Below are 25,816 nucleotides of genomic sequence, written 5' to 3' on the forward strand. Positions count from 1 at the left end.
TAATTAATAGATATGTTCATATTCCTATGCTTTCGAAATAGTATTTTGTTTGAATTAAAAAAGAGAGAACCAACTGAGTTCTCTCTTTGAATGATTTAACAACAAAGTTTTTCAATGCAGTTTAGGATCTACAATTTGATTTTACGCTTTTTAAAACTTAATGTTCCGGCAATGAATGAGAACAATAATCCTAAAGTAGTTAACTTAACGGAAGCTTTTTCACCTGTAGATGGAAGTGAAGACGACTTAGCAACAGGCGCTTGCTTAAGTTCATTATTAGTAGTTGGCTTAGTGGATGTTGTAATGGATTTGCTAGGTGCTGTTGGAGCTTTTCGAACTGCAATCAATTCTACATAAGAATTGTATTCTTCCCTTACAATTTTATAGTAATAAGTGTTTGAGTTCACATTGGTCACAACCCATTGAGTTAGATTCTTAGTGAAGGTTTGCGAATAATTCTGTCTGATATCAATTGCTTGACCACCAGTTGCCTGAATGATAGGTGTGAATTCAGCAACAGCTTCCGAGCCAATATTATTCTTGTCAAAAACAAAAGTTGTAGCAATTTTCGCTGTTTTAAGGGCAGTTGCTGTTTCTTGTACAGAAGCCGTCTCGTCTTCATATGTATCAATATCTTCGTCGGTAAAGACGATGGCAAAACGAGCAGTGTTTGTATCAACTGACCAGTCATAATCTGAAGCAATAAATTTCAAAGGTTTTGTAGGATTTTCGCTTACACCATGTGATAAATACGGCAAGGTTTTTAAGGTTGCTAAATAACTTGTGGCATCAGTGGTAAAGTAAGAATTGCCAAATTGAAAAGTTTCATACTCAGTTCCATAGGCCACCAGTCCTAATCTTGTTTTGATACTTTCTTGGTTCAAACCTCTTACAAAGTTAGTGATATTATCAACCACTCCTTGAATGGTATTAGCCATGGAACCAGATGTATCAATGACAAATACGACATCAGCATTTTGCCCTTGTGTAACCGTAGATGTTGCACCTTTTTCAACTTTTACATTTTCAACACTTGTCACTTTTGTAATGACTTCTCGCTCAGTAATATAGGCTGAAGCGGTTTCATATACTCCTGATGTTTCAATCGTTTCAGTAATTGGTGCTTCTTTACCAATTGGAGCGCTAGAGTCAGACTTGTAAGTGGAGACTACAGTCACTGTGTCTTCTTGTGTTTCAATAATTTTGTTGTTTTCTTCAACAGTATTTGAAACTGGGTTTGTAGTAGTTACGTTTACAGAGATGAGGTCACCAGTTTGTGCAGTTGCTTCTGGCACAACTGGTTGAGAGGTTGTCTCTGTAATTTCAGTGGCCACAACTTCAGTAGCAGTTTGACCGTTTATCAAATTTTCAGAAACCACAGTCACTTCTTCCTCAAAAGAAGTTTCAATGTTTTGAGCAAGGCTAGAAGGCTCAGAAACTGGAGTCTCGATTACAGTAGTTTCTGTAGAAGTAGTCGTATTAGCAGAGACAAGCTTTGCTCCCATAAAGAAAGTAGCAACAGTAACAGATGCCAAACCTACAGATAATTTTCTAAATGAAAATTTCTTTCTATTTTCTTGATAACTATTCATAATATAATCTCCTTTCAAATAGTTGCATATATTATATCACAAAATACTATAAAATTATCAGGAAATTTACAAATTTTATGACAATTTGAATGTTTTCTTGTTTTAGCAACAATTTTATTAATGGAACAACGTGATGATCTAACAAATGATCGTGCTAAAAAAGAAAAATTAGTCATCCAGCCTGTTTTCTCTATTTTGACACATTTGAAATAGAACATAAAAAGAACACTCTTCAAGAGTGTTCTTTTTATTATGCTTGGCCTGAAACTTCAGCAGCGTGGTCGTCCATTGAAAGAACTTCGTGGAAGACACGTTGTGTCAATTCAGTCTTTTGCTCTTTAGTGAGATACTTGGTGTTTACGCAGTATCCTGAGATACGAACGATAACGTCCTCACCAGCCATGATTTTCTCGTAAACGTCGTTCAAGTCCATAACGTTCAAGTTAACGTGCTGACCACCTTGCTCGAAGTAACCGTCAAGGATTGTCACCAAGTTTGTTACTTGCTCATCGAAGGTCTTACCAAGAGCTTTTGGAGAAACCTGAGTTGTCAATGAGATACCGTCGTTAGCATGGTTGAAGTTGAGTTTAGAAAGGGTGTTCAAGTTTTGCAACCAACCACCACGAGATTTAGAAGTTGGGTTAGCACCTGGTGGGAAGAATTCTACTTTAGAAGTGTTGACAGAGCCATCTTCGTTGAGGAATACACCACGGTGAACCGGTGAGTTACCAGTTTGTTTAGAGTAGGCAACGTTTGAAGTGATGGTCAAGATAGAAACCGCAGCTTCTGCATTTTTGTAAAGCTTCTTGTTAGCAAGACGAGTATAGAATGCTTCCATGAGCCATTTAGCGATATCATCTACACGGTCATCATCTTCACCATAACGTGGGAAGTCACCAGTTACTTCGTAATCGTAGATGAAGCCATCTTCGTCACGGATTGGTTTCACTTGTGCGTACTTGATAGCTGACAAGGAGTCAACAGTGTTTGCAAAACCACAGATACCGAAGCCCATGTTTGCACGGAGGTGAGTTGGCAAGAAGGCCATTTGAACAGCTTCGTAGTTGTACTTGTCTGTCATGAAGTGAATGATGTTCATGGCATCAACGTAAGTGTCTGTCAACCAGTCAAGGGCTTTTTCAAAGTTTGCGATAACTTGGTCGTAGTCAAAGATTTCAGAAGTGTTTGGTTCAACGCCATCAAATACTTTGTAGTCTTTGTGAACATCATCGTAACCGTTGTTCCAGCTTGAAAGAAGGGCTTTCAATACGTTAACACGCGCACCGAAGTACTGGATGTTGTGGCGTTTGTCTTCGCTTTCTGGGTCAAGTGGAGACACACAGCAAGAGATACAGCTCATTTCGCCATAACCATCTTTAGCCATTGTTGTTACACCTTCGTATTGGATAGAAGAGTGTTTGTGGCTCATTGCCATACAGTAGCGACGGAATGCGTATGGAAGTTGGTCAGACCAAAGAACTGTCAAGTTTGGCTCTGGAGAGTTACCGATGTTGTCAAGTGTGTTCAAGAAACGGTAGTCCATCTTGGTAACACGGTGACGGCCATCGTTACCCATACCTGCCATTGATGTTGTAAGGAAAGTAGGGTCACCAGAGTAGATTTCGTCGAAGGCTTTTGTACGAGCGAATTTCACTGTACGAAGTTTCAATACGAAGTCATCGACAAATTCTTGGATTTCTGATTCAGTAAATGTACCACGAGCCAAGTCACGTTCTGCATAGATGTCGAGAACGATTGGCACACGACCAAGAGAAGTTGCGGCACCGTTGATAACACGGCAGACTGCCATAAAGGCGATGTTGGTCCACTGGATAGCTTCTTTGGTGTTCATGGCAGGCTTGCGCACATCAACGCCGTAAAGGTCACCCAATTTAACAACTTGTTGAAGAGCTTGGTACTGCAAGTTGATTTCTTCACGAAGACGGATTGATTCTTCATCGATTTCGGTGATAGCATTCCAGTCAGCAACTTTTTCTTCCATCAAATAGTCGGCACCGTAAAGAGCCAAACGAGCGTACATACCGATGATACGACCACGTGAGTAAGCATCTGGAAGACCAGAAACGTGGTGTGAGTGGCGTGCACGGCGGATGTCAGCTGTGTAAGCACGGAAGATACCATCGTTTACTGTTGTAGCGTGTTTTGTATAGATTTCATGGATAAGTGGGTCTGGAGTATAGCCGTTTTCGATAAGCGTAGTTTCAGCCATACGGATACCACCACGTGGCATGAAGTTGAGTTTGAAAAGCTCATCGTTTTGGATACCGAAAATCAGCTCATTGTCTTTATCGATGAAACCAGCTGGGATATCAGCGATAGAGGTCGCACGGTCAATATCCATAGGGAAACGAGTATCTTCGTAGCCCGCTTTTGTTTCTTCAATAATTTTCTTGATATGAAGTGAGCGCTCAGTTGGTCCTGCAAGGAAGCTTTCATCTCCATCATAAGGAGTGTAGTTAGCTTGTACAAAGCGGGTAATGCTAGCTTTTTCTTGCCAGTCTACACCTTTGAAGCCTTCCCAGGCTTGGGCGAAAATGTCTTCAGTAACATTTCTAGTTTTCACTTTTGTTGACATGAGGGTTCTCCTTTAAGATAGTTTTGTTTTTCACATATTTTAGTATATCATATGTAAGCACTTTCCACAAGGTTAAAATACTTGAAAATAAATGAAAAGCGTGGTAAGTAGTTACAAAAAATGTGAAAAAATTACCAAACTTTCATAGAAAAAGATTTTTTGTAAAATAAACATAAAGCATGTTAACATATTGACATTATGTAAGCGTTTTTGTAAAATAATGGTGTATAAACCAATTTTCTCAACATATCATAAGGAGGTAAACAATGAGAAGTTATTCGAAAGAATTGTTTTCTAAGAAAAATCACTACTCAATTAGAAAACTAACCGTTGGTGCAGCATCGGTCATTGTTGGAATGAGCCTGTTTTCTGGTGCTCAAATCAAGGCTGATGAAACTGCCTTAGCAGAAGGTGCTACCAGAGAAGCTGTTCTGGCACCTGCGGAGGAAGCTGCGGCTGAAGAGGTAATCGAAGAGAGTGCTGCGCCAGAAACTAATGAAGCGGCAGTAGCTCCAGAAATCAACTTTGCGCCAGCAGCCAATGCAACAGAAACAGTTGTCGCAGAGTGGACTGCAAGCTCCAACCCGGCAGGCACTGTTGAAGTTCGCGAAGAAGAAGGAGTTCGCTACAACCGACTTTCATCAGTAGAAGGGCAAAATAATAATACCGCTATCGGTACATTTACTAGCCCTGATTTGAAAATGAATGCAGACGGTAGTGCGGCTATTTCTCTAGATCTTATTGAACGTTCAGATGCTGAAAAAGGTCGCTTCGGTGTCTATTTGAACCATACTGATGCCTCTAAGCATATTTTAGTTGGCTATGATAATTTGGGATGGTTCTGGGAGTACAAGTCTCCTGCGGCAGCTAATGGCGGAACCTGGTATAGTGGAACTCGTGTCAATGAACCAGCAAAAGATACTGCTTATCGTCTCAATGTCAACTTGACAACAGAAGGACAATTGTCTGCTTCGATCGTGTCAGCAGAGAATCAAGAAACAGCACTTTTCAATGCCATTCAAATTCCGGCAGAAGTATTGGCAGATCTTCGGACTAGCAATGCAGCCAAACTCAAAGTAACAAGCTATGGTGCAGAACGAACCATCGTTGATGTCAAGGCGACCAATCAAACTGGTCTCAACAGTGATGAAGCAAATGTTGATGAACAACCAGTTGAAGAAACGCCAACACCGGCTGATATTCAGCCAGAGTGGTCATCTACTTCGACTATCAAAGGAACTGTAGCCATCAAGGAAGAAGGTGGGGTTCGTTACAATGCCCTTTCTTCAACTGCTCAAAACAACAATGGTGCAAATAGTGCTGTCTTTGAAAAAGCAGGTCTGGAAGCAAGCCCAGAAGGCAATGTCAATGTAAATTTGGAATTTGTAGAGCGTTCCGAAACCAACCAAGGCCGTTTTGGGGTCTTTGTCAAGTACAAGGATGCAAACAACTTCCTCTTTGTTGGTTATGACAACTTGGGTTGGTTCTGGGAGTACAAGGTCAATGGCACAGGAAACTGGCTCCGTGAACGAACAGTCACAACTGCACCAGTAAAAAATAGCCGTAATAGCCTTTCTATTTCCTACAAGTCAGACGGTCAGTTGAATGCGACCAACAATGATGTGCAATTATTTGACACCTTAAACCTAGAAACGGCTGTGAAAGAAGCCTTGGCAGCAGAAAAACGTGTTGCTTTGAAATTGGGAACGTTCAACTCTGAGTTGACCAAGATTGATATTAAAGCAGATAATCAGGCAGGAGTGGCACCGTCAGACGGAAAAGAAGAAACACCAACTACAGCAGTTGTTGTCAATGATGCGGCAGTTCAATATGATGAACTCAATTCAGGTGAATTGACTGCTAAAATCGACCGTGCCTTCCCTCGTGTAAAAGAGTATACCTTTAATGGTAATAAGATTTACGGTCAAGTTAACCCAATCAACAAACTCCGCATCAACAAATTGGAGGTAACACCAGAAGTAACTTACACCAAAGTGGATGCTAAGACAGCTCACTATGTCTTGGATGTTGTAGATGAAGCGAACAAAATCAATGCCTCTATCAAAGTTCAAATCAAGGTGGAAGGAAAAGAACTGCACTTTGATGTACTGGAAGTTACAAACCGAAACCCAGTGACCTATGGAGCGGCCATTGATGATGTTGCTAAGTTGATTCAAAGCATTTCCTTTGATGATAATAATTTGGTTTCCGTGGCTAGCCATCAAACAGATGCAAAATTTGACGGAACCCGCATGTCAACGCACACCCACCGTACAGGTGATGAACATATCCAGTTGCAGGATGTGGCTAACTACGAGCGCAAGGGCTACATGTATGGTTTTGTATCAACAGATCAAGTAGCTGCCGCAGTTTGGAGCAACTCCCAACATAGCTATGGTGGCGGTGCAAGTGACTTTACACGTTTAACATCAAACAGCAATCGTTATACAGTTGATGGAGAGACAAGCCTTCATTTCGGTATCGCGTCGTCTGAGTTCAAATGGCAAGGTGCCCACAATGGCGTCGTCTATCCAGAGTACACACTCGATAAACCAAGTGCAAAAGTTGTCTTTACTGCTGACGCTAACAATGACAACAAGGTCGATTGGCAAGATGGTGCCATTGCTTACCGTGCCATCATGAACAATCCGAAAGGATTTGAATCTGTACCAGAACTGGTTGCCTACCGGATTGCCATGAACTTTGGATCACAGGCTCAAAACCCATTCTTGATGACCTTGGATGGTATTAAGAAAATTGCCCTTCATACAGATGGCTTGGGACAAAGTATCCTCTTGAAAGGTTATGGTAGTGAAGGTCATGACTCTGGCCACTTGAACTATGCAGATATTGGTAAACGGATCGGTGGAGTGGAAGACTTCAAGACCTTGATTGAAAAGTCCCAACCATACGGTGCAAAATTAGGTATCCACGTGAACGCATCTGAAACTTATCCTGAATCCAAATACTTCAGCGAAGAGATCTTGCGTCGTGGTCAAAACGGTAGCTACGCTTACGGCTGGAACTGGATTGACCAAGGAATCAACATCAGTGGTCACTATGATCTTGCCCATAACCGTTTAAAACGTTGGGAAGATTTGAAAGAAGCCCTTGGAGCAGGCCTTGACTTCATCTATGTCGATGTTTGGGGCAATGGCCAAGCAGGTGGTGAAAATGCCTGGGAAACACACGTTCTCGCTAAAGAAATCAATGCCCAAGATTGGCGTGTTGCCTTTGAATGGGGCTATGCAGGTGAGTATGATTCAACCTTCCAGCACTGGGCAGCAGATTTGACCTACGGTGGCTACACTCTGAAAGGGATCAACTCAAACATCACTCGCTTTATCCGTAACCACCAAAAAGATTCGTGGGTTGGTGACTACCCAGCTTACGGTGGTGCTGCCAACTATCCATTACTTGGTGGCTACGATATGAAAGACTTCGAAGGCTGGCAAGGACGTAGCGACTACAATGGCTACATTACCAACTTGTTTGCCAACAACCTGATGACCAAGTATATCCAACACTTCCAAGTAACCAACTGGAAGAATGGTACCCCTGTTCGTATGACGGACAACGGAGAAACCTATACTTGGACACCAGAGATGGAAATCACTTTGAAAGACAAGTCTGACAATACCCTGGTCTTGACTCGTAAGTCAAATGATGTTAACAATGCTGGCTACCGTCAACGGACAGTAACCCTAAATGGTCGCAAGATCCAAGATGGAGCAGCTTACTTGGTGCCTTGGAACTGGGATGCTAACGGTAAAGATTTAGCAAATGACAAACAAAAGATGTACTACTTCAACGAAGAGGCTGGAGCAACTACGTGGGATATGCCAGAAGGTTGGAACACCGGTACGCTTTACCTCTATCGCTTGACCGAGCTTGGAAAAGTAGAAGAACAAGCCATCCAAGTAAGTAATGGCCGTATCACGCTGGACCTTCAAGCCAACATGCCATACGTCCTCTACCGTACGCAACAGACCAACGCAGACGTGTCTTGGAGCGATGGTATGCACATCTATGACCAAGGCTTTAACTCTGGTAGCTTGTCTCACTGGAACATTACTGGTGATCAAAGCAAAGCGACAATCGTTAAATCCCAAGGTGCCAACGATATGTTGCGCATCCAAGGTAACACTGAGACAGTTAGCCTGACCCAAACATTAACTGGCTTGAAACCAAATACAAGCTACGCAGCCTATGTTGGTGTGGATAACCGTAGCCAAGCTAAGGCAATCATTACTGTTCACAATGGTAGTGAAGCTGTTTCTAACTATACCAAAGAGTCTATTGCCCTCAACTATGTCAAAGCGTACGCCCACAATACCTTGGAGCGTAATGCGACTGTTGATAACACCAGTTACTTCCAAAACATGTATGTCTTCTTCACGACAGGAGACAATGTGGACAACGTTCGCTTGACCCTTTCAAGAGAAGGGGATGCAGCGGCAACCTACTTCGACGAAATCCGCATCTTTGAAAATAATTCAAGCATGTTTGGTGGCAATCACAATACAAGTACAGGTGTCTTCCGTCAAGACTTTGAAAATGTACCACAAGGTATCTTCCCATTTGTAATCGGTGGTATCGAAGGTGTTGAGGATAACCGTACTCACTTGTCTGAAAAACATGAACCATATACCCAACGTGGTTGGAATGGTAAGAAAGTCAATGATGTTATTGAAGGCGACTGGTCATTGAAGACAAATGGCTTGACTGCCCGCGACCGTCTGGTTTACCAAACTATTCCACAAAACTTCCGCTTTGAAGCAGGTAAGACCTACCGTGTAAGTTTTGATTATGAAGCTGGTTCAAATGGTACCTATGCATTTGCGATCGGAGAAGGCAAGTACAATGGCCGCTCAGGTAGCCTCTTGTTGACACCATTGAACAACACTTGGGAAAATAGCCAGACACCTGGCAAGGCAAACTTCCTTGTGACTGGTGCGGCATCTGGCGATAGCTGGGTTGGTATCTTCTCAACACGTCGTCCTGGTGATACCAAGGGAGATACCCAAGGTAATGCCAACTTCCGTGGCTACAACGACTTTATGTTGGATAATTTGGTGATTGAAGAAGTCGAGTTGACAGGTCATATGTTGGCTATGAACTACTACAATATCAACACACCAGTTTTGGATGAATCCTATACCAAGTCTAGCTTGAAACCATACAAGGATGCTCTTCTCAACCTTGGTTCTGTTTCAGAAGATGTGACCATTGAAGAAGCGCAAGCCTTGATTGATGCGGTCAACCAAGCGCGTCAAGGTTTGACAATCCGTAAGACTGCGGTGACTAAAGATGATATTGTTGTGCCAAATGCTCCAAGTCAACAAGGGGAAGACTTGCTCAAAGCCTTTGATGGAGATACTTCAACTCTATGGCATACACCTTGGAATACCCCAACCATTAACGTTCCTGCAACCTTCCGTCTCCGTAAGCCAGAATTGATTACTGCATTTGAATATGTGCCACGTCAATCTGGTCCAAACGGTATCTTGAAAGCCCTTGATTTGGTGGTGACCGATGACCAAGGTCAAACCCATACCTTTACAGCAAGAGATTGGGCAAACAATGGTCAAACCAAACGTATCGAATTTGAGACACCGATTCGTGTAGCAAGTGTGTCTATCACTGGTAAGGAATCATATGGTAATCCTGTCAACAACTTCATGTCTGCCGCTGAATTCCGCTTCCTGATTCCAGTTGAGGAAGAGGCAGAGCTAGACCGTTCTGCTTATGAAACAGCCTTGCAAGCAGCTCGTACAGCTGGTAAAACAGCCTTGGCAGACCAAGTGGCAGCCTATGTTGCACGAGTTGAAGCAGCCAATCTCTTGACAGAGACAAGTTTGGCAGCAGCAGTCGCACGCTTGAACGGTGCTGAACCAGACACAGGCGGCTCTACAACTGGCGACAATACTGGTACCACAAACGGTGAAACAACTGACAATACAGGTGGTTCAACAACTGGGGATTCAACAGGAGGCAATGCAAGTGGTGAGCAAGCTCTCAATACTGCAGCGCTTGAGAAATTGCTAGCAGACGCAGAGGGATTGGATCCAACAAGCCTCAATGACACCCAGACAGCTCAACTTGCTGAATTGTTCGAGTTGGCTACCCAAGCGATTGAAAGCAATGATCAGTCGACGGTGGATGAAGTTGCCCAAATGCTGGAAACCTGGTTGGCAGGTCTAACTGGTGGAACTACTGGAAATACAGATAACACTGGTAACTCAGGTGAAACGACTGGTGGTGATACTGGTAACTCAGGTGAAACGACTGGTGGTGATACTGGTAACTCAGGTGAAACGACTGGTGGTGATACTGGTAACTCAGGTGAAACGACTGGCGGTGACGCTGGTAACTCAGGTGAAACGACTGGCGGTGATGCTGGTAACGCAGGCGAAACCACCGGCGGTGATGCTGGGAATACTGGCGAGACAACTGGAGGAGACGCCGGCACTACAACCGAAGAAGAACTTGTGACTGCTAAGGGAGAGCCAGCTTATGCTGAGCCACTTCCAGCCTTTGAAGGTGGTTTGGTTCTGAATGAAAGCTTGACCCATTTCATTCCAGCTTATGAAGGGGACTTGTTAACGAAGAAAGCACCACTTCCAACTGCAAAAGCAGCAGAAAACAAGAAAGAAACAAGTGAAAACGCGAAGACCTTACCAAATACAGCAGCTGCTGAATCAACAGCTCTTCTGGTAATGGGAACTGCAAGCTTGTTGTCAGGCCTCGGTTTAGCAAGCCGTCGTCGTCGCAACAAATAAGCTCAAAAGAGAAAGGATTTCCTTTCTCTTTTTTGAATTTGGAAAAACACAAATCCGACAGGATAGTTTATAATAAAGAGAAGGAGGGCAGGATGCTAGAGTTCCCATTGATTGATGATCGTTCACGAAAAATCATCCATATCGACATGGATGCCTTTTTTGCAGCCATAGAGGAACGAGATCATCCTGAACTTAAGGGAAAGCCCGTCGTGATTGCACGGGATCCTCGGAAATCGGGCGGTAGAGGAGTCGTTTCCACCTGTAACTACGAGGCACGAAAATATGGCATTCACTCAGCTATGTCCAGCAAGGAAGCCTATCAGCGTTGCCCACAGGCTATTTTCATTTCTGGAAACTATGACAAATACCAGGAGGTCGGTTTGCAGGTCCGTGCCATATTTCGGCGCTATACTGATCTGGTTGAACCCATGTCGATTGACGAAGCCTACTTGGATGTGACCCAGAACAAGCTAGGGATCAGTTCTGCAGTCAAAATTGCCAAGTTGATCCAATATGACATCTGGAATGAATTGCATTTGACAGCGTCAGCTGGAGTATCATATAATAAATTTTTAGCAAAAATTGCTTCTGATATGAAAAAACCAATGGGTTTAACCTTGATTTTGCCTGAAGAGGCAGTTGAGATTCTGTCGGGTTTACCTGTGGAAAAGTTTCATGGCGTTGGAAAAAAATCAGTCGCCCGCTTGCAAGAAATGGGAGTCTATACAGGCAAGGACCTCTTAGCCATCCCAGAAATGGTCTTAATCGATCAGTTTGGTCGTTTTGGTTATGACCTTTATCGCAAGGCGCGTGGGATTTCCAACTCACCCGTCAAAGCTAACCGCATTCGTAAGTCCATCGGTAAGGAGCGGACCTATGGCAAGTTGCTCTATCGAGAAGAGGATGCATTAAAAGAATTAATCAGTCTCTGCCGGCGGGTTGCTACAAGTTTACATAAACACGATAAAAAGGGACGAACAGTTGTGCTGAAAATCCGCTACGGTGATTTTACAACCTTGACTAAGCGCCATAGCTTTACGGAAGCAATCAATCAGATGGAGCAGATTGAAAAAGAAGTTCGGGCAATGTTTGACCAAGTTGCCCAACCAGCAAAGGGGATCCGTCTTTTGGGAGTAACCCTTACTAATTTTATAGAATAGGAGAAAAGACTGCTATGCAGATATCCAGTCGATTTACTATTGCCAGCCACATTCTGGTCTTGCTAGCCTTGGAGGGAGACAAGGAAAAACAGACCAGTACTAGCATTGCAGGCAGTGTAGGTGTCAATCCAGTCATCATCCGCAATATCCTGGCTCAGTTGAAAGAGGCTGGATTGGTTCAGGTGGCGCGTGGTGTAGGTGGTGCACGTTTGGCCCAAGCTCCAGACAAAATTACCCTCTTTCATGTCTATCAGGCTGTAGAGTTATTTGGAGAAAAGGGGAAGCTTTTTGGCTTTCATGAACAACCCAATCCAGCCTGCCAGGTCGGTCGCACGATCCATCCCCTACTAGATAGCCGTTTGGAAAATGCCCAGTCAGCTCTGGAAAAAGAGTTGGAACAAACGACAATTGCTGATTTATTGGCAGAATTATAGGTATTCAATCATCCTTGTGATGATTTTTTTAATTTCGAGTTGTAATTGTTGATATTACAACAAATATAGTATAAACTTATAATTGTAAATAAAAATATTACAACAAAACAAGTGAGGTAAACAATATGAAAATCGCCATTATCGCAGCAAACGGTCAAGCAGGTCAAGCCATTGCCAAAGAAGCAGTAGAACGTGGTCATCAGGTGACGGCCATTGTCCGCTCTGAAAACAAGAGCGCAGCCCAGGAAGTGATCCAAAAAGATGCTTTTGCACTTAGCAAGGAAGACTTGGCGGGCTTTGATGTGGTGGTTAACGCCTTTGGTGCATGGACACCAGAAACGCTACCAGACCATAGCCGTCTAGCTAGCCACTTGACAGACATACTTGTAGGCACTTCCACTCGTCTCTTGATTGTTGGTGGTGCAGGTAGCCTCTACCTAGACCAGAGCCAAACAAGCATGCTCAAGGATTCCCCAGACTTCCCAGCGGACTACCTACCAGTCGCAGAGGCTATGGGCGCAGGTCTTGACATCTACCGTCAGGCGACAGAGGTCAACTGGACCTATATCAGCCCAGCGGCTGATTTTGATGCAGAAGGTCAAAAAGCAGGTGCTTACACTCTGGCTGGCGAGGTTTTCCAGGTCAATGCCCAAGGTGAAAGCTATATTAGTTATGTAGACTATGCAATGGCCTTAGTAGATATTGCCGAAAAAGGTGGCTACCAGCAAGAACGTATTTCCGTATTTGCATAAGAAAACACTAGTAAAAAGATAGTTCCCTTTGTGGAATTATCTTTTTTATTTTCGTTCAATATAGTATAATAATATAAGATAAATCAAAAAGGAGACCTCCATGATTCATTTAATTTGTCCCAATCCAGCTTTGGATCGCACCATTATTGTCGATCAATTGAAGAAAGAAATTCCCAACCGCCCTAAGGAAGTACGAGACTTTCCAGGCGGGAAGAGCTTTAATGTGGCCTATGCCCTGAGAGAAAGGGGACAGTCAGACTATTGCATCCATACAATTTTGGGTGGTCCTATTGGTGATTATTTACAAACGCTAAACATAGAAAGACAGAACCCCCTGGTTTTGACCCAACATGACCGCAACACGCGCATCTGCACTATCTATCTAGAGGAGGAAACAGGGCAGGTAGTTTTGGTTTATGAGAAGGGCTTGGAGTTAACGGAAAGTCTCTTGACTGCCTTTACTGACCGCTTAAAAGAGTCCTTGTCTCCTGGTGACTTTGTGGTCTTTTCAGGTTCTTTGATGGCAGGAATGCCAGATGACTATATCCGTCGTTTTATCGAAGAGCATCCAGAAGTTCATACCATTGTTGACACCAGCGGCGCAGCCTTGATCCAAGCCTATCAAGCTCAACCCAGCTTGATTAAAATCAATAATGAAGAGTTGAAAGACATCTATCCTGACCTAGACGAACACGACCCAGCAGCTATTGAAAACCTCTTGCGCCACCAAGTTCCTCATGAAAATTTGATTGTGACCTTGGGTAGCAAGGGGAGTCTAGCAAAGATTGGCAAGCGCATTTTCCGTGTGCAATCACCGAAAAAAATCACCCGCAATCCGATTGCATCAGGTGACTTTTATTTGGGTGTATTGGTCAAAGGTCTGGTGCAAAATGAAGCACCTGAAACTTATCTGGCAGAGGCTGCTGCCTTTGCAACAGCCAACTGTCTCAACGATTTTCCAGAGGTTCACGCCCATCAATTTGAGGAAGTTTTGCAGGAAGTAGAGGTTAAGGAGCTATCAATTCCTTCCTAAATCCTCTTGACATCTTGTTTGTAAAATTATATTATATTAACATAAGAAACCGTTTACAAAGTTGATTGCTTTGACTGCTTTTTACTTTAAAAAAGAAAGGATTAAGGAATGAAAAAAGTATTGAAGCTCTTGGCGATTGCATTCGTTGGCTTGCTCTTGGTTGCTTGTGGTAAGTCAGAAGAAAGCAGTACTGCAGAGTCAGGGTCTGGTAAGACCTATCAAGTCGGTGTTGCCATCTACAAATTTGATGACAACTTTATGACACTCTATCGTGAGGAATTGGATGCCTACTTCAAACAATTGAGTGAAGAAACAGGCGATACCTATGTCTTGGATATCCAAGATGGTAAGCAAGACCAAGCGACCCAAACAGAACAAATCAATACCTTTATTGCACAAGGTAAAGACGTTATTTTGGCAAACTTGGTTGACCCAACTGCTGCAGGTTCTATTATCAACTCTGCAAAAGCTGCAGATATCCCAGTTGTATTGATCAACCGTGAGCCAGAAGTTGCTGAATTGGAAATCTGGCCTGGTAAAACAACCTATGTTGGTGCAGATGCAACTCAGTCTGGTACCTTCCAAGGTGAAATTATTGCTGCTACTGATAGCAAAGGTGATATCAACGGTGACGGTACAGTGAGCTACATTACCCTCTTTGGTGACCCAGCAAACGTTGACGCACAACAACGGACAACCTACTCTGTTAAAGCTCTTGACGATGCAGGTATCAAACGTGAAGCCTTGGCTGAGCCTTACCTTGCAAACTGGGATACTGCTAAAGGTCAAGAAGTGACTGCTGCTGCCTTGGAACAATTCGGTGACAAGTTGGAAGTTATCTTTGCAAACAACGACGGTATGGCAGTTGGTGCGGTAACTGCGATTAAAGCAGCTGGTCGTACAGTTGGCAAAGACATCCTTGTAGTAGGTGTTGATGCGATTCCAGATGCCATGGAATTGTTGGCTAAGGGTGAATTGACTGGTACTGTATTGAACGACCACTTCAACCAATCACACACTGCAGCTCAAGTAGCAGTTAAGTTGATGAATGGTGAAGATGTGTCTCCGTACTACTGGGTTGACTATGTGAAAGTGACTTCAGAAGCTGATTCTGAATTGAAAGAAGCAGAAGCAAAAACTGAAACAATCGAAGAAATCAAAGAACGTTACGCAAAACGTTCAGCGGAATAAGCTTCCTCTTAAGTAATCAATTTTGCAAAACGATTAGTGCGTTCTCACTATCTATGATTCCCTTGAAAAATGGTGATTGTACGTATAGTGAGAACATATTTTTTTTGGAAAGAGAGCCGGGAGAATGAGTGAATATATTTTAGAAATGAAACATATTACCAAGACATTTCCAGGTGTCAAGGCCCTGGATGATGTTAGTTTCAAACTTCGTCCGGGAACAGTTCATGCCTTAATGGGAGAAAATGGCGCAGGGAAATCCACCCTGATGAAATGTTTGTTTGGTATTTATCACAGAGATGGTGGAACCATTTTGTTTGACGGTCAAGAAGTCAATTTCAAGGATTCCAAGGAAGCGATTGATGCAGGTGTGTCCATGATCCATCAAGAATTGCAACCGATTCGGATGATGACTATCGCTGAGAATGTCTTTTTGGGCAACTACCCCTTGGGGCGGTTTAATTTGGTTGACCATGCCAAGATGAACCAGGATACCAAGGCCTTATTGGATGAGGTGGGCTTGCAGATTGATCCCAAGACCCTGCTCCATCATCTGACAGTTTCTCAAATGCAGTCTGTCGAAATTGCCAAAGCCATTTCCCACAAGGCTAAGGTGGTCATCATGGATGAGCCGACCTCCTCCTTAACCAGTTCGGAAGTAGAAAAATTATTCAGCATTATCCAGCAGCTCAAGGAGAAAAATATTGGCATCATCTACATCTCCCACAAGATGGATGAAATTTTACGAATTTCGGATGATATTTCGGTCATGCGTGATGGTCAGTATGTCGGCACATGGCCAGCCACTGAGATGACGACAGGAAAAATCATCCAAGCCATGGTTGGCCGTGAATTGACTAGTCTCTTCCCTGAGAAAACCAATAAGGTGGAAGAGGAAGTCGTTCTTCGACTGGAAAATCTGACTTCTCCAAGTCCCCTTTCCTTTAAGAATGCTAGTTTTGACCTGAAAAAGGGCGAAATCTTAGGGATTGGTGGCCTAGTCGGGGCCCAGCGGACGGAACTGATGGAAGCCCTCTATGGTATGCGGGTCTTGAAAGAAGGGAAGATTTTTGTAAAAGGCCAAGAAGTCAAGATTAAAAATCCTGCCACAGCCATTGCCAATAAGATCGCTCTAGTGACGGAGGACCGTCGTTTTAATGGAATTTTTGGTGTCTTATCGGTCTCTGATAATGCTTCGATTGCCTCCCTTCACCAATATCTGGGGCACTTGGGCTTGCTGAACGAGAAGCAAATCAGCCAGGTTGTCAATCAAAGCGTGGACCGTTTGCGGGTTAAAACTCCTTCGACCAAGACGCATATTGAAAGTTTGTCAGGAGGTAACCAGCAGAAGGTGATTCTTGCCCGCTGGTTGGCCAATGATCCAGATATTCTGATCTTGGATGAGCCAACACGAGGAATCGACGTCGGTGCCAAGTATGAAATCTACCAGATTATCAACAACCTAGCCGCAGAAGGCAAATCCATCATCATGATTACCTCAGAAATGTCGGAATTGCTTGGCGTATCTGATCGAGTAATGGTGATGTGTGAGGGACGGATCTCCGGTTTCCTTAATCGTGAAGAGGCAACCCAAGAGGCCGTCATGACACTGGCAACTAAATTTATGACCAATCAGCAAGGAGGAGAAACAGATGCCTAAACTTCTGTCAGATAAATCATCTCAATTTCATCTAGGAGATTTCTTGACAAAGAACTCCATGTATATCGTTGTCGCTGCCATGATTTTATATACTGGCTTGACCCAGGATAATTTCTTTACTCTTGGAAATGCTGCCAATATCATGGCCAATACCTCAGTTCGTTTTATCATTGCCTTGGGGGTTTCAGGCTGCTTGATTATTCGTGGTACAGACCTATCTGCGGGTCGGATTGTGGGCTTGACCGCCATTATTACAGCAACCCTGGTACAACGACCGGACTTTGCCCAAAAATTTTTCCCAGACCTACCAGACATGCCGATTTTTGTACCACTCTTGGCAGCCCTAGCTGTCGGTGCCCTGCTCGGCTTGCTTAATGGTGCTATCATTTCCTTCCTCAGCGTGCCACCATTTTTGGCGACCTTGGGAACCCAGATTATGACCTATGGTTTTGTCTTGATTTATTCCCAATCCAAACCAATCGGTACCTTTAAGGATGAGTTTGTGGCGATCGGTCAAGGCAAGTTATTTGGTTTCATTCCCTATATCACCATCATTGCAGCCCTAGTTGGTCTGGCCATGTGGGTGCTTTATAACAAAACTCGCTATGGTAAGTACATGTATGCCATCGGAGGTAACGAGAACGCCGCAGAAGTTTCAGGTGTCAATGTTCGCTTCTCTAAAATCAAGATTTTCCTCTTGGCAGGTTTGCTCTACGGCCTAGCTGGTTTCTTGCTTTCTGCCAAGACAGGTTCAGCTGGTGCTGGTGCAGGTATGGGATATGAGTTGGATGCCATTGCCTCTGCCACAATTGGTGGTGTATCAACTGCCGGCGGTCAAGGTACTGTACCTGGAATTCTTCTTGGGGTCTTTGTCTTTGAATTGCTCAAAGTCTGCTTGACCTACTTGGGAGTGACACCAGATATGACCAACGTTATCCAAGGGATTGTCATCATCGTTGCTGTTGCCCTCGATATTCGGAAAACCCTTGTTAAAAAATAAGAAAAGTTATTTTGGAACAGGAACCTTCTATTGGAAGGTTCTTTTGATTGATTTTATATAAAAAACCAGAGGTTTGAAACGAATATTTGATAATTCAGTGAGTAAATTCACTTGTCTATTGTTTAGAAATCAGCTATACTATAACAGTTATGACAAATTTGAAATATGAAAGAAGATCAAGGCGTGAAGCTCGGTCAGGAGCAGATAAACGCAAGCAGCCAAGAAGAGTACCAAACAGACGTAATCGAAGCCATATTTATAAACGATATCCTAGACCAAATCTAACAATGAATCAATTGTGGATGCAAGATAGTGTCAGGAATAATCAAGAATCTGTAGCCGTTCAACTTGACCATTCACCTGAAACTAGTTCAGGTCAGATGAGACGGAAGCGGAAAAAAGTTTTTACTTTTAAAGATTGGTTCCGCTTGCCCTACTTACTAGGCATTCTTGCTGTTATTCTAGTTGGAAGTATCTTCTGGGTGAGTCAACAGAAAGAAGGCTCTTCTACCCTGACTACTGAAACATCTACTACAAACTTAGCAGAAACAGATTCGGATGGAAAAGAATCCCTGACCCAAACAGAGCCTACAGTCCGTCCGGTCTATAAGTCATTAGCAGAACGGGAATTGGCTCTGCAGGAAGATTTGGCTTATATGGACAGTCTCTATCTCTACTACGATTATGTTCATTTAAGTTTGGAAGAGACCGTTCGGGCTTTTTTAGCAGAACAGGGATTGGATCCCTCTCAGGTGGCCTTTACCTATAAAAATCTCCAAACTAATGAGGTCTTCTCTATGAATGACACACAGCCGATGACAGCAGGTTCTACCTATAAACTTCCTTTGAATATGTTGGTTGTGGATGCAGTCGAAAATGGAGAGGTATCAGCGACGGAGGCTTATGATATTACCGCAACTCGCTATGAGTACAAACCCGAACACGATGCCTACGTCGCAAATTATAATGGCAAGATGACCATTGCTGATATGCAATATGGCTCCATCGTTGTGTCGGAAAATACGCCAGCCTATGCCCTATCAGAGCGAATCGGAGGGATGGTTGCTGCCTACGGTATGTTTGGACGCTATGGCCAGTCCAAAAATCCTGATATACCAACTTTCTCTTTAGAAGGAAACAAGACAACCAGTAGTTATTATACCCAAGTCTTGGACTACCTCTACCAACATCAGAGCAAGTATGCGGATTTGTTGACCTATCTAGATTTAGCCTTTCCTGGAGACTGGTATGAAGAATATGTTCACGGTGTGACCGTCTATCAAAAACCAGGATATGTTAGAGAGGCATTGAATGTTGATGCTATTGTGATGGAAGAAACGCCGTATAGCATTGCCCTTTATACTGCACACTTTGGCGGAGCCTCAGAAGATGATCTGGAAATTGACGGATTTGGCTACAATCAGGTCGTTGCTCTTGCCTATGTCATCAATCAATGGCACCGAATCAATATGAATCCTGCCAAGAAGGCTATGGTAGGCCATTATCCAATCTAAATAGAAAAGAAGAAAATGAAAGAAGACTAGGTCCATTAGCGACCTAGTCTTTTTATATAGTGAGTACTTTATAGGATTATTCTTTTTGGGACATAGAATAACGATATGTTGCTCACGATAATTTTTACATGCACTCGATTGTTCAGATAAGCCAGCAAGATGTAGCGAATCTCTAGTCTAACTTATTGAGCGTGACGTGAATAGTTGGTTCTGTTTCTAAGTCATATACTGCCTCTGAACTGTCAATAGGATTTCCCCACAAGATGACCTTATACTGACTGTTTTCCAAAATAAATCCAGGTGTAATCCGCCCACCGAGTCCAGTCATGCCTGGAAGAAGAGCTGCTATTTCACTCTCCGCATTCCGAATGATGAAATGATTAGGCTTGTACTCGACAAGGTCAGAAATTTTTGCAGTAAAGGTCTGGACTAGTCCATTTGCATCTTGGTTTTCATTTTGACGGAAGTCGTTTGTTACGGTAACGGTGCCATCGGCAGTAACGACCATATCAATTTGACGAGCTTGTTGGCTACTTCCTTGCCATGTTCCCACTAAGTCATTAGGGATACTGGTTGCTGGTAGGGTAAGGAGTTGACTATGGGTTGTTGTGCTACTTACAAGACTCTCAACTCCCTGTGAGCTTTGGCTTTCTTGATTCTGTTGACTTGTTTCTGTTGAAACGCTGCTTGATGTCGTCGTTTTCGTTAAGCTGGAAACGGTTGTTGAGCTCGTGCTGGTTTGTGTAGTGCTTGATTGAGTTGTCTGACTTTCTTGTTTTTTTGATGAGCAGGCTACCAATAAGCAACTAGCAGCTAGTAGGATGAGAGCGTTCATTGTAGTCTTTTTCATTTTCATTACCTCCAAATATAGATAAAGTATATCAGGAAAACAATGCATCGTCAACACATTTTTTGTAATGTTTGTAATATATTTGTAACAAAAGAAATTTATTTGTTATCTATTTTTGAAAAATTCCTCTATATCTGCCTCTCGAATGCCAATCATAGGGTCGATGGTTAGCAGGTTGTCCACCGTCAGAATGTATTCTTTAGGGTGGGTGCTTGTCCTTTCTGGCTCTTCTTGTTCTAGAAGGGTCAGTTGTTGACGATCCCTTGTCTGTGAATCTGTGGCTGTTTGGGATAAGGATGGGCTTGTTATTGTGGGTTGGCTAGCTGGACTAGTTGGGCTTTCTTTCAACTCTGCCAGGCTATCTTTGCTTTCCTGCTCTGCTTTTTCCCCTTGGAAACGAGGGACCAGATAGGTTTTTCGGATCGTACCGGCGTTTTGAACAGCAATCTGGTAGGCGCTGCTTTCACCGAGGAGAATCAATTTACTCTTTGAGCGGGTGATGGCCGTGTAGAGGAGGTTGCGCTGGAGCATCCGGCTGCTGGAATGGGTCAGGGGCAGAATGACTACTTGAAATTCACTCCCTTGGGACTTGTGAATGGACATGGCATAGGCTAGGCTGATTTTATACCATTCATTTCGTGGGTAAGTGACCTCGTTGCCGTCGAAGTTGATGGTCAGTTCATCCTGCTTGGAGTCGGTATACTTAGCGGGTAAGAGGTCGGTGATGTAGCCCAAATCTCCGTTGAAGACGTTGGCTTCGGCATCGTTGACAAGGTGGATGACGCGGTCTCCTTGGCGAAATGCTAGGTCATTGTGGAGGAATTCAAGTGTGCCTTCTTCCTTGGGATTGAGCAAGGCTTGAGTGATGGTGTTGAGCTGGTCAATACCTGCAGCCCCCTTGTACATGGGGGCCAGAATCTGCACCTCTGAGGCTGGGATGCCCGATTTGACGGCTGCGCTGACAATCCGTTCAATCATAGCAGGAATCTGCTGGTTGCTGGCTTCGAAGTAGGACCTGTCTGGTTTCTTTTCCCGGAAGTCTTGCGGTAGGGCTCCTTGGCGGATGTGGCTGGCTAGGGTGACGATAGTAGAATCATCTGACTGGCGGTAAATCCGTTCCAGGGTGATGCTGGGTAGCTGTTCAATCTTTAGGAGGTCGGCAAGGACCTGACCAGGACTGACAGAAGGGAGTTGTTCGGCATCACCAACAATCAGCACTTGGGTATTTGAGGAGATGTTTTGAAAGAGCTGGTTGGCCAGCCAGGTATCAACCATCGAAAACTCATCAATGATGATAAATTCAGCATCTAGATAGTCGTCACGGTAGGTCTCTTCTTGGCCTTCTACTAAGCCGAGGTGGCGGTGGATGGTTGCTGCCGGCAAGCCTGTTAACTCGTTCATCCGTCTGGCTGCCCGACCTGTTGGAGCAGCCAGTAAGATGGGGGAGTCGTCCCGTTTTTGGGTCAAATCAATTTGGTGTAAGATGGCATAGACAGCGATAATTCCATTGATAACCGTTGTTTTTCCTGTCCCTGGTCCCCCTGTTAAAATAAAGACGGGGTGGCTGATGGCTTTACGAATGGCATCCTTTTGGATGGCATCATACTGGATCTTGGCCATCTCTTCAAATTCCTTGATGGCCAGATCAATCTCTTCTCTCGAAAAGGTCTTGGTAGAAGATTTGGTCAGTAGGCGGTGGAGGTTTTTATGGATGCCCTCTTCTGCAAAATAGAGGCTATTATCAAAGAGTTTGGTCCCTACTTGCTGGATTTTTCCTTCCTGTAAGAGATGAGTGATTTCCTGGGCAAGGCCTGTGGGATCCAATTCAGTTGGGCGGGCTGCCTCGAGTAGGTCCAAGCTATGCTCTAAGAGTGCGCGTGCTTCGATATAGGTGTCTCCGCTCTCTAGGGATTGCTGCAAGAGGGTGTAGAGTAAGCCGGCCCGATAGCGCTGGGGAGACTGGCTGTCAATTCCCAGATTTTCTGCCATTCGGTCTGCCAATGTAAAGCCCATCCCTTGTACATCTTCAACCAGCTGGTAGGGATTTTCTTCAAGGACAGATAGGGTATTTTCCTTGTAGATTTCATGGATTTGGAATGCCAGCTTGTTTGGAATGCCGTATTCTGCTAAGCGTGAGAGAATCATCTCGGTGCCATAGTTGAGACGGAGCTTTTCTAGAAAGGCTTGGCGGTTGGCAGTCGATAGTCCGTTGATTTGGGTTAGTTTTTCAGGCTCTGCCAAAATCTTGTCAATGGTATCTTCTCCATAGAGTTGGACGATTTTCTCTGCCGTTTTGCGTCCAATTCCCTTGAAATGGTCGCTGGAGAAATACTTGACCAAACCAGCAGATGTGGGCTTGCTCCGCTCGTAGCGAGAAATTTGAAGCTGCTGGCCGTATTTGGGATGGGTGACCAGATTGCCATAGAAACGATAGTCCTCTCCCTCGATGACATCTGCCATGGTTCCTGTGACAATGATTTCATAGTCATCATAGTCAGCATCGGTTTCATCAATTTCCAAGAGAAGGATTTTATAAAAGTTTGCCGGATTTTCAAAAATGATTCGGTCGATGCTTCCGGTGAAATAGTATTCTGTCATAGTCTTTCCTTACGAAAAAATCACAAGCGAACTTGTGATTACTGAACGGTACCAATTCGGTTGAATGGCCAGATGCGTAGCTTGATTTCCCCTTCGATCTGGTCAGCAGAGAAGGTGCCCACATGACGGCTATCCTGTGATACCAGACGATCATCTCCTAGTAAGAAATACTGATTTTCGGGTACTTGGATGGTAAAGCTTGCGTACTTGTTGGCATCCATGGTAAAGGCTGTTGATTCAAGAGCAAGGGCTTGAAAATTCGCGTTATAAGAGTAAACGGACTGGAGCTTGTCTTGGCTGTAAGCTGCCAAATACTGGTCCAAGTAAGGCTCATCCACTTCTTGGTCGTTGATGTAGAGGACATCATTTTCATAACGGATGGTGTCGCCTGGCATCCCGATGACCCGTTTGACAATCAGTTTTTCCTTGCCATTGGTATCTGTCTCACTAGCTACAACCACATCAAAACGTTGAATGCTAGTTGTCCGTACCATGATCAAATGCTCTTGATCCAGAAGTGTCGGGTCCATGGAGTGGCCGTCAACCGTCACCGGGCTCCAAATATAGAGACGGCTCAAGATAAAACCGACGATAAAGAGGGTAAAGAGTCCCCATTCTGCTAAAAAGCCTGCAAATGACAATTTTTTCATTTCAACGATTTCCTCATTTCACTAATTTTTGTGCTTTCTGTGTGTTGGCAAAGTGTAGTTTGGCAGTTTGGTTGAGACCAGCCATGCCATAGTCTTTTAAGATGCTGGCTGCGACTTGGTCGGACTTACTTCCGGCTCCAGAAGGTAGATTTTTCCCAACTAGTTGACCAAGCTGGACAAGATTTTCTAAAAACATACTTCTTGCAATGATAGAAGATACTGCAACTGCCAGATATTTGCCCTCAGCCTTTTCTTCTAGAGTGATGGGGTTGGCAAATTGATTAGCTTCCTTCTTCAGGTACTTTTGATAATTTTGACTGGAAGTGAAGGCGTCAATGATAATCTTCTCGGGCTGGACACCCTTTTGCAAGAGTAGGAAAATAGCCTGATTGTGCAGGGCGACTTTGACAGACACCGCATTGTAGCCTTGCTCGATGACTTCGTTGTATTTTTTCGGAGACAATAGCAGAGCTTGGTGGGGGATTTTTTCTTTTAAGAGAGGAGCGATTTGGCAGATTTTTTGGTCTGTCATTTTCTTAGAATCATCCACACCAAGCGACTTGAGAAAGGCATGGTCTTCTGGGCGGACAAAACTTGCAACGACTGCTAAACCTCCAAAATAAGACCCATTTCCAACCTCATCTGTCCCAATCATGGGCAGGTCTTGACCAGGACTGGTCGTCTGTCCAGAGCTTTCTTGCTCATAACCCCAGTGGCTGGCTTCCTGCTCTGCTTTTTCCCCTTGGAAAACGACCTTTCCGGAAGTATAGATAGATAGGCTGGCTCCATTCAGTTTGAAAAAGGCGCTGATATAGGGATTTTTACTCGGTGACTGATAAGCAGAGTAGTGACTGGCCATCTTGGTCGCTACTTGTGGAGAGACCTTTAGTACGACTGTATTCATGTTTTTATTGTATCACAAATGCTGGTTAGAGTGTGCAGAAAACCTTGGTTTTTGCTATAGTAGAAGAAGCAAAAGAAAAGGAGATGTAGATGGGACAAAAAGTGAACTTTCGCTGGGCGACTCTGGGAACAGGTATCATTGCCAATGAGTTGGTTCAGGCCTTGCAGGCTATGGGAGGAAATCTTTATTCGGTAGCCAACCGTACCTATGACAAGGGTGTGGAATTTGCGCAAAAATATGGCATCGAGAAAGTTTATCAGGAAATCGATGAGGTCTTTGAGGATCCTGAAGTAGACATTATCTACATTTCAACGCCTCACAATACCCATATTAACTACTTACGCAGGGCCTTGGCAGCAGGCAAACATGTTCTTTGTGAAAAGTCTATTACGCTTAATTCAGAAGAGTTGGCAGAAGCCATTCAGTTGGCAGAGGAAAACCAGGTCATCTTGGCAGAAGCCATGACCATTTTCCACATGCCAATCTATCGTCAGTTGAGCGAAGTGGTGGCCAGTGGTAAGCTGGGAGAGTTGAAGATGATTCAGATGAACTTTGGCAGCTACAAGGAATACGACATGACCAACCGTTTTTTCAATAAGAACTTGGCAGGCGGTGCTCTTTTAGATATCGGTGTCTATGCTCTTTCCTTTGTCCGTTGGTTTATGACGGAAAAGCCAAGTCAGGTTTTGTCCCAGGTTAAGCTAGCTCCGACAGGTGTGGACGAGCAGGTAGGGATTTTGCTCAGTAATGATGCGGGTCAAATGGCGACCATCGCCCTGACCCTCCATGCCAAACAGCCAAAACGAGGCACCATTGCCTATGACAAGGGCTACATCGAACTCTACGAGTATCCTCGTGGACAAAAGGCGGTTATTACCTATACCGAGGACGGCAGCCAGGAAGTCATCGAGATAGGCGAAATTGCCAAGGCCCTCTCTTATGAAGTGGCAGATATGGAGAAAGCTGTTGCAGGGATCGAAAATACCATGCACCTAGCCTACACCCAAGATGTCATGGACATCATGACCCAACTCCGAAAAGAATGGGGCTTGGTTTATCCAGAGGAGGAATAGGAAAAACTGTTTTAGTTTTCTATAAGAAAA

At 43.9% G+C, this 25,816-nt stretch carries 16 protein-coding genes; 10 read left to right on the plus strand and 6 right to left on the minus strand.

What is annotated here, in order from left to right; translation table 11 throughout:
* Window positions 1-128: 128 nt before the first annotated feature.
* Both J5566_RS05730 and pflB read right to left on the minus strand, forming a co-directional pair.
* Complete coding sequence (locus J5566_RS05730) at window positions 129-1,592, minus strand: VWA domain-containing protein (RefSeq protein WP_208562475.1); 1,464 nt, start codon at window positions 1,590-1,592, stop codon at window positions 129-131.
* Between the two features lie 250 nt (window positions 1,593-1,842).
* On the minus strand, window positions 1,843-4,188 hold the full coding sequence (gene pflB / locus J5566_RS05735; protein WP_208562476.1) for a formate C-acetyltransferase: 2,346 nt from the start codon (window positions 4,186-4,188) through the stop codon (window positions 1,843-1,845).
* 266 nt (window positions 4,189-4,454) lie between these two features.
* On the opposite strand from pflB, the gene J5566_RS05740 reads away from it, so the two are divergent.
* The 9 genes from J5566_RS05740 (at window position 4,455) to J5566_RS05780 (ending at window position 19,711) form a co-directional block, all read left to right on the plus strand.
* Entirely contained in the window at window positions 4,455-10,970 is a 6,516-nt protein-coding gene (locus J5566_RS05740; protein WP_208562477.1) for an endo-alpha-N-acetylgalactosaminidase family protein, read from the plus strand.
* 92 nt (window positions 10,971-11,062) lie between these two features.
* Window positions 11,063-12,130 carry a DNA polymerase IV gene (gene dinB, locus J5566_RS05745; RefSeq protein WP_208562478.1) on the plus strand — a complete coding sequence of 356 codons (1,068 nt, stop codon included), beginning with the start codon at window positions 11,063-11,065 and terminating at the stop codon, window positions 12,128-12,130.
* Window positions 12,131-12,144: 14 nt separating this feature from the next.
* On the plus strand, window positions 12,145-12,564 hold the full coding sequence (locus tag J5566_RS05750; protein WP_208562479.1) for an Rrf2 family transcriptional regulator: 420 nt from the start codon (window positions 12,145-12,147) through the stop codon (window positions 12,562-12,564).
* A 125-nt stretch (window positions 12,565-12,689) separates the two neighbouring features.
* On the plus strand, window positions 12,690-13,316 hold the full coding sequence (locus tag J5566_RS05755; RefSeq protein ID WP_208562480.1) for an NAD(P)-dependent oxidoreductase: 627 nt from the start codon (window positions 12,690-12,692) through the stop codon (window positions 13,314-13,316).
* 100 nt (window positions 13,317-13,416) lie between these two features.
* On the plus strand, window positions 13,417-14,349 hold the full coding sequence (locus tag J5566_RS05760) for a 1-phosphofructokinase family hexose kinase (protein ID WP_208562481.1): 933 nt from the start codon (window positions 13,417-13,419) through the stop codon (window positions 14,347-14,349).
* A 108-nt stretch (window positions 14,350-14,457) separates the two neighbouring features.
* Window positions 14,458-15,540, plus strand: a complete 1,083-nt coding sequence (locus J5566_RS05765) for a galactose ABC transporter substrate-binding protein (RefSeq protein ID WP_208562482.1) — start codon at window positions 14,458-14,460, stop codon at window positions 15,538-15,540.
* 145 nt (window positions 15,541-15,685) lie between these two features.
* Window positions 15,686-17,197 (plus strand): sugar ABC transporter ATP-binding protein, encoded by a 1,512-nt coding sequence (locus J5566_RS05770; RefSeq protein ID WP_432215586.1) that lies wholly within the window; start codon window positions 15,686-15,688, stop codon window positions 17,195-17,197.
* Window positions 17,190-18,197 (plus strand): ABC transporter permease subunit, encoded by a 1,008-nt coding sequence (locus tag J5566_RS05775; RefSeq protein WP_172044964.1) that lies wholly within the window; start codon window positions 17,190-17,192, stop codon window positions 18,195-18,197. The genes J5566_RS05770 and J5566_RS05775 overlap by 8 nt, the downstream gene beginning before the upstream one ends.
* 287 nt (window positions 18,198-18,484) lie before the next feature.
* Window positions 18,485-19,711, plus strand: coding sequence for a serine hydrolase (locus J5566_RS05780; RefSeq protein WP_432215587.1), 1,227 nt, complete (start codon window positions 18,485-18,487; stop codon window positions 19,709-19,711).
* Window positions 19,712-19,883: 172 nt separating this feature from the next.
* Here the strand turns inward: J5566_RS05780 and J5566_RS05785 are convergent, their stop codons facing one another.
* The 4 genes from J5566_RS05785 to rnhC form a co-directional block, all read right to left on the minus strand.
* On the minus strand, window positions 19,884-20,561 hold the full coding sequence (locus tag J5566_RS05785; RefSeq protein WP_208562484.1) for a hypothetical protein: 678 nt from the start codon (window positions 20,559-20,561) through the stop codon (window positions 19,884-19,886).
* 105 nt (window positions 20,562-20,666) lie between these two features.
* Window positions 20,667-23,159 carry an SF1B family DNA helicase RecD2 gene (recD2, locus tag J5566_RS05790; RefSeq protein WP_208562485.1) on the minus strand — a complete coding sequence of 831 codons (2,493 nt, stop codon included), beginning with the start codon at window positions 23,157-23,159 and terminating at the stop codon, window positions 20,667-20,669.
* A gap of 38 nt (window positions 23,160-23,197) precedes the next feature.
* On the minus strand, window positions 23,198-23,809 hold the full coding sequence (lepB, locus tag J5566_RS05795; RefSeq protein ID WP_208562486.1) for a signal peptidase I: 612 nt from the start codon (window positions 23,807-23,809) through the stop codon (window positions 23,198-23,200).
* Between the two features lie 13 nt (window positions 23,810-23,822).
* Window positions 23,823-24,713, minus strand: coding sequence for a ribonuclease HIII (rnhC, locus tag J5566_RS05800; RefSeq protein ID WP_208562487.1), 891 nt, complete (start codon window positions 24,711-24,713; stop codon window positions 23,823-23,825).
* Window positions 24,714-24,802: 89 nt separating this feature from the next.
* Here rnhC and J5566_RS05805 point away from each other — a divergent pair, with 89 nt between their 5' ends.
* The gene (locus J5566_RS05805; RefSeq protein ID WP_208562488.1) at window positions 24,803-25,786 is read left to right on the plus strand and encodes a Gfo/Idh/MocA family protein; all 984 of its coding nucleotides are present in this window, start codon (window positions 24,803-24,805) and stop codon (window positions 25,784-25,786) included.
* Window positions 25,787-25,816: the final 30 nt, after the last annotated feature.

Source organism: Streptococcus suis (genome assembly GCF_017601095.1).
Classification (GTDB): domain Bacteria; phylum Bacillota; class Bacilli; order Lactobacillales; family Streptococcaceae; genus Streptococcus; species Streptococcus suis_Z.